This window comes from Vibrio sp. 661 (assembly GCF_033339315.1).
GTDB lineage: Bacteria > Pseudomonadota > Gammaproteobacteria > Enterobacterales > Vibrionaceae > Vibrio > Vibrio alginolyticus.
In genome coordinates this window covers 943,892-953,240 of record NZ_JAWOUJ010000001.1, presented here as the reverse complement: position 1 = coordinate 953,240, position 9,349 = coordinate 943,892, and the positions used below count along the sequence as shown (strand labels likewise).

Below are 9,349 nucleotides of genomic sequence, written 5' to 3'. Positions count from 1 at the left end.
TGGAGGCGCCTCCCGGAGTCGAACCGAGGTCCACGGATTTGCAATCCGCTGCATAGCCACTCTGCCAAGGCGCCTTTTATTACGCTTCAGGGCTCTACCCCGTTGCGTTGGTGGCTACTTTACGGATTGAGAGAAGATAGTCAAACAAAAATATTTCATTTTCTGTTCGTTTGATTTCTTTTAAGTCAATTCGACCAAAGTTCGATCTTATTGGCTTAAAACGAAGCAATATAAATCTAGCTTTCAGTTCGTTTTGTCCCATGAAACATTAAGGCGTTTAATAGTTGCTGACCCTTTTTAGCAATCTTCCCACAACATTAGGGTGATAAGACCAAGTGTGATCAAACATCGACATTAATGCAGGATTTCCGTATTTCGATAAGCTAATCGCGTGAAAACGGTTTTTCTTCGCTTTGAGCGCATCCACTTTGGCCAGTAACTCGTCTTGTTGTTTTGGCGCGATAAAGTCGGAAATGACTACCATGTCTGCGTTTTTATATTTATCACCGCTCATCAAGTCGATAGATTTAATCAAAGTTGGCTCTAAGTCTGTACCACCATGGAAGCTATAAGTTAGAAAGTCCGCCGCCTCGCGCAGACCATCTTGTTTGGTTAGTTCGTAGGTAATGTGTTCCGTAGAAAAAATAATGACATAGCAATCACGTTGCTCCGCTAGTGCGATTTGCATCAGAGCATAAGCCATGGCTTTGGCGCATTGCTCAGGAAAGCCACTCATGGAACCGGACGCGTCCACACAAACAATGAAGGGGCCTTTTTCGATATCTACCGCTTTATGGTCAGGTCGGTGAGCTTTAACTTTACGTAACGTGCGCGATTTGCCTTGTGTACGATAGTTCATGAGCCGTTTATCAACTAAGTGTTTATAGAACACAACTTCAAGTTCAGGATACGCCAAAAACATCGTTTCGTTGGGAAGTAGCTTATTTAGATCATCGCTTTCGTGAATACCGACAATATCATCCGTCGCCTCATCACTTTTCTCTTCGACCAATTGAAGTTCTTCAGTGGGCGCACGATTTAGTTCAGGATCATTTACTTGCCCCGCCATACGACCGAGTTGCTCCGCAATTTCTTGCAAGCCTTGGTGCTTCTTCAGAAACTCAGCATGGCGTTTCATCACCGTTAAGTCTGTTTTACTCAACTTGGCAGATGCCATATCCCACAGGCGCCCTACACTTTCAGCGTCACCCGACTCCGTGACTTTATCCATATTACGCATGGTTTCCATACGTTGATACAGGTCATTCAGCACCTTTTCTTTATTGGCTTCAAGCTCGCTTACTTGCGCTTGTTTTATAGCATCGGTGAGGCTTTTGTACCATTGATCACAAAAGTAATGAGGGAACATAGGGTTATTCATCCCTTTGTTCTTTTCCATCATTCGGCGAGCTTGCATGTAAAACGCAGAGTGCCATTCCAGCTTTTTAATCACATCTTCGATGTTTTCAAAAAACGCCTCTTCATCCCAATGAATAACCTCTTGATATAAAGACAGCTCTTGTTGGAAACGCTCTGTCTCACATACCTTGGTGATCCGTTTTTTGACGCTGCCTCGCCACTTTAACAAGTGACCTTTGACCGAAGATTTAACACCTCGGTTTTCTGCCATCATCATGACTTGTGAACGCGCCATCAAATCATTAACTGCGCTATCGATGATGCCAGAGTCGGCCACCATCAGCGCGAGGTTAAGTCCGTCTGCACCTAGCATGTCGTCTCCTTATGAGAAAAACTGATGTAAGTTTTTAAAGCGTTGGATAACTTTTTCACTTTCTGCTTGGATTGATTCAAGTCTCTGACTAACCTGTTGCAGACTCGACTCCATTAGGCGGGGTAGTTCAGGATCAACAAAGCTATGCGGAAGCGCATCATGAAAGTTCGCTTTCACCTTGCGCATATGGTGTTCTGCCTCACTAAGCTGATTTACGGCTTTTTCGCTCTGCGTTAACCACTTTTGGTAAAGCTCTACATCCAAGCCCTCTTGAGTCACTAGGCTAACCAGAATGCCTCGGTTCGCGATATCACGGATAACTAGGTTATTCGCCGCGTCAACATCAAATCGTAAACGGCACATGTTGGTGTTTTGATTGACGTAACCATACACATCACCGCTTCCCTCTTTAATGACTCGATCTAACTCATCTTTGGGTACATAAACCCAGCGGCTATCACCTTTTTCTGATTCTGAAACCGACATGTTGCTTTGCAAGACAACCAATTTAACTAAGTTAACGGCTGCGCCAACTTTGTACATCTTGGCTTTAGAGGTATCAAAGCGCATGGTTTCTTTACGCAAAATACCCGTGGCCGCTTCAGACGTTAACGTCATGCGGTAGGCATCTTCTAGTTCATGTTGGACATCAACCAAAGACTCACGGCAGTACTCGATTTCCTGCTCCGCGTCTTGTTGATCAAATGCATGTTTTAAGGCGAACTCTTGAACCACTTCACGTACCACATCTCGCGATTCAGGACTGTTCCATAAACAATCTTGCAGCAGTAAAAGGTCAAGCGGATTTATTTCATCGCGACCATTAAAAAACGCGCTCGCTTTTAACAACTTCACGGCTTTCTTCCAGCGGCGGTCAGAGACATACATATCGGTATTGGCCACATCACCAAACTGAGCTTCAACTTTGCTTTCTAACATCGTTTTAAGCTGGAAAAGCTTTTCGAATGCATTGTCGGTTAACGTCAATTTGTCGAGCTGTTGTTGCCATTGATGATATTCTTCATCAGTTATCGCTAGGCCTTCTGGTACTTGTGCCTCTTGCGATGTGCCCACAGTCAACATCGACTTAAAGTTTTGTTTATTCTGAATTCGATTCACAAACACACGCACCAACATGCGGTCGTAGAGCGCATCCAATCCACTATCTTCATCGGGTAATTCATTGGAAGCCGATACCAACAAGCGCATTGGCACACGCTCGATATCGCTGCCATTTTTGAATGTTTTCTCATTAACCACTGTCAGCAATGTGTTAAGAATTGCAGGCCCCGCCTTCCAGATTTCATCCAAAAATACGACTTGTGCAGTTGGCAAATACCCTTTAGTTAAGCGAACATAACGGCCGTTGTCTTTTAGCTCTTGGATACTCAGTGGCCCAAACACCTCTTCAGGGGTTGAGAAGCGCGTCATCAGGTATTCGAAGTAACTGCTGTTATCGAACGCTTGGATGAGTCGTTTGGCAATTAAGCTTTTTGCAATACCAGGGGGGCCTAAAAGAAAAACACTTTCACCAGCAAGTGCAGCAAGAAGGCAGAGCTTGATCGTATGTTCACGCTCATAAACGCCATCCGTTAACGCTTTCGCCAATTTATTGATGCGTTCTGAGAGAAGCGCTTTTTCGGCATTTGAGGCAAATAAGGTTTGTGTCATACGTTCTCCGGCTACTGAAGTGGTATTGCGTTAACATTTTTATACACTTGTTATAACTTTGTTACAAATGTATTTTGTCGAATTCCCCTTATAGCAGATGCTTTTCCCCATCTTGACGAAGCAATCAAAGTTTCCATTTATGAGATATTGCTCACTTAAAGTGCAAACGCTTTCGTCGTGTTGCAGTATTTTTTGCTTTTGTTTCCCACCATTTGTGGTTAATGTCGAAAAACGTCAAAAATGCGGTAACAGCTAGGGTTCATAACTGCATGAGCAAGATAATTCATAAATGGAAGCAAATTTCTCTGATTGAAGAAGACGTTATGCTTCCTACAGGACAGGCAATTACGCACACCACAATCCATCATCCGGGCGCTGCAGTGATTCTCCCTATTACAGCGGAGGGTGAGATTGTCCTTGTCCACCAATTTCGGCCTTCACTTAATAAATGGCTATTGGAACTTCCTGCTGGTACCAGGGAAGGCAACGAAGAGCCACTCTGCTGCGCCAAAAGAGAGTTAGAGGAAGAAACTGGGTTTAGTGCAGAGAAATTCACGTCTCTCGGCCAAGTCACCCCTCTTGCCGGATTTTGTGATGAGATACAGTATCTATTTGTTGCCGAAAAGCTCAACAAAACAAACCGTTACGAGTGCGATGAAGACGAAGTGATTGAGGTCGTCACCTTGTCAATCAAGCAACTCGAAGAAAAGATTGTCGATGGCACGATCACCGATGCCAAAACGATCGCTTGCTTAAGCAAAGCGCGCCTTTGCGGATATATTTAGGACTTTGACCAAGGAGACATTCATGGATTTTCGATCAGATACCGTTACACAGCCCACCCAAGCCATGCGAGAAGCCATGTTTAAGGCCCCCGTTGGGGATGATGTTTATGGTGATGACCCTACGGTCAATGAGCTTGAAAAATTTGCTGCGCAGCTTGCTGGTTTCGAAGCAGCTTTGTTTACCACTTCAGGCACTCAAGCCAATCTGCTCGGTTTAATGGCGCATTGCGAGCGGGGAGATGAATATCTATGTGGGCAACAAGCACATAACTACAAATACGAAGCTGGTGGCGCGGCGGTTTTGGGATCAATTCAACCTCAACCAGTCGAAAATAACCCAGATGGCACGCTACCATTTGATAAACTGGCTGCTGCGATTAAACCAGATGATTGTCACTTTGCTCGCACTAAGCTTCTCAGCTTAGAAAACACAATTAATGGTAAAGTACTACCTCTGTCTTACTTAGCAGAAGCACGTGACTTCGTGAATAAACATAACTTGCAGATGCATCTAGATGGCGCTCGCGTTTTTAACGCAGCCGTTGCACTTGATGTTCCGGTAAAAGAGATCGGTCAGTACTTTGATTCAATGACGATCTGTCTGTCGAAAGGTCTGGCTGCCCCTGTTGGCTCGCTACTACTTGGTAGCAAAGACTACATCGCAAAAGCACGTCGCTTAAGAAAGATGGTCGGCGGTGGTATGCGTCAAGCGGGTATTCTTGCCGCAGCAGGCAAACTTGCCCTTACCGAACAAGTGGAACAGCTAAAACAAGATCACACCAACGCAAAAACCTTAGCGGAAGGTTTAGCAGAACTGCCTGGTTTTTCAGTCAACCCTGAATTTGTTCAAACGAACATCGTGTTCGCGAAGCTTGATCCTCAAGTGGACATAGTAAGTATCGCTGCGAAACTAAAGGAACAAAACATCACGATAACCCCTGGAAATCCAATTCGTTTTGTAACTCATAAAGATATTTCAGCGAAAGACATCGACACTTTCTTATCAAGTATAAAATCTCTACTTTAATTTGATTTTGATCATTGAGCTTCCCCTAAGGGGAAGCTTTATTGTATCGGCATGATTTTTAGCGAATAGATAACCTCCATGCTCAGATTTATACTTCTAATCTCTTTTATTTTCTCTTCCGCTATCCATGCCGAGCCGTTTGGTGATGCTGATAAAGGTAAAATCAAATCACCTAGCTGTGTCTATTGTCACGGTGTTACAGGCATCGCAACGAACAACACCTATCCAAGCCTTGCTGGTCAAAATGCTCAGTACCTTTACAATGCAATGAAATCTTATCAAGCCGGTGAGCGTAAAGGGCCACTTGCAGAAATGATGGCAGCACAGTTAAAAATGTTAAATGATGAAGACCTTCGTGATGTCGCTGCTTTTTATGCAGAACAGACAGAAATCAAGTGATTAGATCACCTGTAGATGTACTATGAAAGCTCGTGAATCATCCAAACTCAACGCATACTGAAACATTAACCCAACATTTGACCACAAAACAATCAAATTAACTTCACTTCAAATATTTGATGAATTTATAGTTCAACACAAGCATTAATATTGACTTTTTATTCTATTTTATCGATATTTCATGCTTTATTGAATTTGACGTGAAGTAAGTTATGTCTCACACACATGCGCAACCAGCAGACTCGGTTGCTACCCCTAAGTCGTGGCAGATGCCAGATACCCTCATTTTGATCTTCATTGTTGGTATTCTTGCTGCGATTCTTACCTACTTAATTCCTGCTGGTCATTTTGATAGCCAACAGGTGACCTACATGGTCGACGGTGCAGAAAAAACTCGCACAGTTATCGATCCTTCTTCTTTCTCTTATGCAACCGACGAAAACGGTGAACTGGTTTACAACAAGGTTGGCCTGTTTGCTTCTGGTGGTGGCATTGGTCTGATGAACTTCCCTTTCGAAGGGCTAGTTTCTGGCTCTAAATGGGGCAGCGCAATCGGCGTGATTATGTTCATGTTGGTTATCGGCGGTGCTTTCGGCGTTGTAATGCGCACAGGCACAATCGATAACGGTATCCTGCGCCTTATCGATAAGACCAAAGGTAACGAAGCGCTATTCATTCCAGTGCTATTTTTGCTGTTCTCGCTAGGCGGTGCGGTATTTGGTATGGGTGAAGAAGCCGTAGCGTTTGCGATTATTATCGCGCCGCTTATGGTTCGCCTTGGTTATGATGGTATCACTACGGTAATGGTTACCTATGTTGCGACTCAAATTGGCTTCGCTACTTCTTGGATGAACCCTTTTTCCGTAGCTATTGCGCAAGGCATTGCGGGTGTACCTGTTTTATCCGGCATGACAGTACGCATGGGGTTATGGGCTGGCTTTACGTTAATCGGTATCGCTTTCACAATGATCTACGCCGCTCGTGTGAAGTCAAATCCTAAACTTTCTTACAGCCATCGCACAGACCAGTATTTCCGTCAGCAAGAGCTTGGCAATCAAGATTCTCGTTGGAACCTAGGTGACACACTCGTTATCCTTACGGTTATTGCGACCACGGTGTGGGTCGTTTGGGGCGTAGTCGCTAACGCATGGTACATCCCAGAAATCGCTTCTCAATTTTTCACTATGGGCTTTGTTGTCGCGATCATCGGTACGATTTTCCGCCTAAACGGTATGACGCTAAACCGCGCAGCTGATGCATTTAAAGAAGGTGCAGCTATTATGCTTGCACCTGCCCTATTAGTGGGTTGTGCAAAAGGGGTATTGTTGATCCTTGGTGGTGGTACAACTGATGAAGCGAGTGTACTGAACTCAATTCTAAACAGTGCTGGCGGCGTGATCAGTGGGCTTCCTGACGTAGCTGCAGCATGGTTAATGTATGTATTCCAATCTATCTTCAACTTCTTTGTCACTTCAGGCTCAGGACAAGCGGCACTAACGATGCCTCTACTGGCCCCTCTGGCAGACATTGCAGGCGTTACACGCCAAGTGGCAGTTTTGTCATTCCAACTTGGCGATGGCTTTACTAACGTTATCGTCCCTACTTCGGCATCTCTCATGGCAACGCTTGGTGTCTGCCGTATCGACTGGGGTGACTGGGCAAAATTCTGCTGGCGATTTATTCTATTACTCTTTACCCTATCAAGTATCGTCGTTATCGCAGCTCATATTATGGGTTTTGCGTAAAACGAAACCAATTGGTAATTAAGGCGAGACATGTTCTCGCCTTATTAATATTCATGGTATGACGACGCTAAGGTTTTAGATTAGCTTATGGTTTTGGAGTGGTAACTTTAATGGCAACACAATTTCTCGATGACGTGATTCAAGGTCATCAAGTGATTCAATCTCTCAATGTAGCAGACCTAAATTCGGGCGAGCATAAGTTTTGGTTTCGCATCGCAACAAATGCTCTCTCTCAGTGGCAACACCTACCTGTGCTAGTGTTCAAAGGTGAAAAACCTGGCAAGAAGATCATGATTACCGCAGGGGTTCATGGTGATGAGTACAATGGTGTGTTAGCAGCGCAGAAAACTGCTCGAGAGCTCATCGGCACTGAAGTCGCTGGTACTGTCACTATTGTTCCAACCATTAACATGCCAGGTATGCTAAACCACAGCCGCGATTTCTATTCCGCAGACCCTGATGCGTCTCCTGCAAACTTAAACCGCTTTTTTCCTGGTGACCAAAACGGCAATGAGGCCCAACGTTACTTATATGCATTGTGGAATGATTTGCTCAAGCCAAATGCTGATTTAGCCATTGACCTTCACACTCAAACCAGTGGTGCGGCCTATCCACTTTACGTGTTTGCAGATTTCCGAATCGAGCAATCATTAGAAATGGCTCGTCTCATTAATCCTGATGCGATTTTAAATGATCCTGGAGATGCTGGCGTCCTTGAAACGGTTTGGAATAACCATGGTGTCCCAAGCATTACAGTTGAAGTAGGTATGGGGCGATACACCGAGCAAGAGCTCATCAGTCGAACTGTAACAGGCATTTTTAATGTGCTGAAAAAGCATAACATTGTTGAAGGTGATATGGACCCTATTACGTCATGCTTGGAAGGAAACGAAATCGTCAGTGTGAAAGCGACACACGGCGGCTTTGTACTGCCTCATGTCAGTTTGATGAATTTTGTCGAGCAAGGCCAACTTCTTGCGATTCAATACGACAGCTTTGGCGCTGAGATTAAACGCTACACCGCCCCAACAAGCGGCACAGTACTTAGCCACAATGTTGAATCTATTCGAGCACCAGGTTCCCTGATCGTTCGTTTGATTAAGTAAACCATAACCGTTTGTTGATAGATCAACCTTTCGACGCTCACTCAAATTTATATAAGCCCCATCACGAGTAATCACAAATGATGGGGCTATATCCATTTTGACCACATTAAGTTACGCCGTAACAAATTACTGTTAAGCGAAATGACAAACTGAGCTCTTAATTAGGAAGCTTCCCCTCTGTCCGCTTTTTCAGCCACGCTGATGAACTTAAAGCTGTCTTTGTTTCTCTTGTTCAACAAAAATGAGCTCGTCGATAGCGAAACCTTTCTCTTTAGCTACGTACTTAAAGCGCTCCACTACTTTCTCATCAACGTTAGGCGTTCTAGACAATAGCCACAAATAGTCGTGGTTGTAACCGGAAACAAACGCATAGTCATAGTTTTCACCTAGCTCAAAAACAATGTAAGAAGAGTATATTGGCCCAAAAAAGGAAACCTTTAAGTGTCCAACCGTTTTATCTTCAACAAAATAAGCTTTACCTTCAGCTTCTGACCACTGTCGCTCTTCTTCGGAATATCCACGGTTTATCACCTTAACCCCACCATCCTCGCGAACCTGATACTCAGCGGTAACGTTGGATAAGCCTCGCTCAAATGAATGGTCTAGGCGTGCAATTTCGTACCACTTACCTAGATATGGCTCTAAATCGAAATTATTGACGGGTTCCACCCCATCCGGCTTCGAGGTACAACCAAATAAAGTTGCAAGTGACAAAAGTAAAAATATTTTTATCGATTTCATACAACACCTAAATTTTAATTAGTGATTGATTTTACTCTAGAAGATAACAAATCGATCACTAAGCCGCACCATCGCCCTAATAGGTACACATCACAATTCTTCATCATCAATAGCGCGCTGAACACCGAAACCTCGTCATCTCA

Annotated in this window: 8 protein-coding genes and 1 tRNA gene; 5 read left to right on the top strand and 4 right to left on the bottom strand. The window is 44.2% G+C overall.

All coding sequences use genetic code 11. The features are described from left to right. From R7P69_RS04250 to R7P69_RS04240, 3 genes are all read right to left on the bottom strand, one after another. Positions 1 to 74, bottom strand: a tRNA-Cys gene (locus R7P69_RS04250). 203 nt (positions 75 to 277) lie between these two features. After that, positions 278 to 1,732: an ATPase RavA stimulator ViaA gene (gene viaA, locus R7P69_RS04245; protein WP_005375981.1), complete on the bottom strand. Its 1,455-nt coding sequence runs from the start codon at positions 1,730 to 1,732 to the stop codon at positions 278 to 280. Between the two features lie 9 nt (positions 1,733 to 1,741). After that, complete coding sequence (locus R7P69_RS04240) at positions 1,742 to 3,403, bottom strand: ATPase RavA domain-containing protein (RefSeq protein WP_053303672.1); 1,662 nt, start codon at positions 3,401 to 3,403, stop codon at positions 1,742 to 1,744. Positions 3,404 to 3,672: 269 nt separating this feature from the next. Between R7P69_RS04240 and R7P69_RS04235 the strand changes: the two genes are divergently transcribed. The 5 genes from R7P69_RS04235 (at position 3,673) to R7P69_RS04215 (ending at position 8,465) form a co-directional block, all read left to right on the top strand. After that, the gene (locus tag R7P69_RS04235; protein WP_017820203.1) at positions 3,673 to 4,188 is read left to right on the top strand and encodes an NUDIX hydrolase; all 516 of its coding nucleotides are present in this window, start codon (positions 3,673 to 3,675) and stop codon (positions 4,186 to 4,188) included. Positions 4,189 to 4,210: 22 nt separating this feature from the next. Beyond that, positions 4,211 to 5,215 carry a low-specificity L-threonine aldolase gene (ltaE, locus tag R7P69_RS04230; protein WP_170890076.1) on the top strand — a complete coding sequence of 335 codons (1,005 nt, stop codon included), beginning with the start codon at positions 4,211 to 4,213 and terminating at the stop codon, positions 5,213 to 5,215. Positions 5,216 to 5,293: 78 nt separating this feature from the next. Next, positions 5,294 to 5,614 carry a c-type cytochrome gene (locus R7P69_RS04225; RefSeq protein ID WP_104976059.1) on the top strand — a complete coding sequence of 107 codons (321 nt, stop codon included), beginning with the start codon at positions 5,294 to 5,296 and terminating at the stop codon, positions 5,612 to 5,614. Between the two features lie 212 nt (positions 5,615 to 5,826). Further along, the gene (gene yfcC, locus R7P69_RS04220; RefSeq protein ID WP_080996659.1) at positions 5,827 to 7,359 is read left to right on the top strand and encodes a putative basic amino acid antiporter YfcC; all 1,533 of its coding nucleotides are present in this window, start codon (positions 5,827 to 5,829) and stop codon (positions 7,357 to 7,359) included. Between the two features lie 110 nt (positions 7,360 to 7,469). Continuing rightward, positions 7,470 to 8,465 carry a succinylglutamate desuccinylase/aspartoacylase family protein gene (locus R7P69_RS04215; protein WP_054574303.1) on the top strand — a complete coding sequence of 332 codons (996 nt, stop codon included), beginning with the start codon at positions 7,470 to 7,472 and terminating at the stop codon, positions 8,463 to 8,465. Positions 8,466 to 8,672: 207 nt separating this feature from the next. Here the strand turns inward: R7P69_RS04215 and R7P69_RS04210 are convergent, their stop codons facing one another. Continuing rightward, positions 8,673 to 9,206: a lipocalin family protein gene (locus tag R7P69_RS04210; protein ID WP_017820207.1), complete on the bottom strand. Its 534-nt coding sequence runs from the start codon at positions 9,204 to 9,206 to the stop codon at positions 8,673 to 8,675. Positions 9,207 to 9,349: the final 143 nt, after the last annotated feature.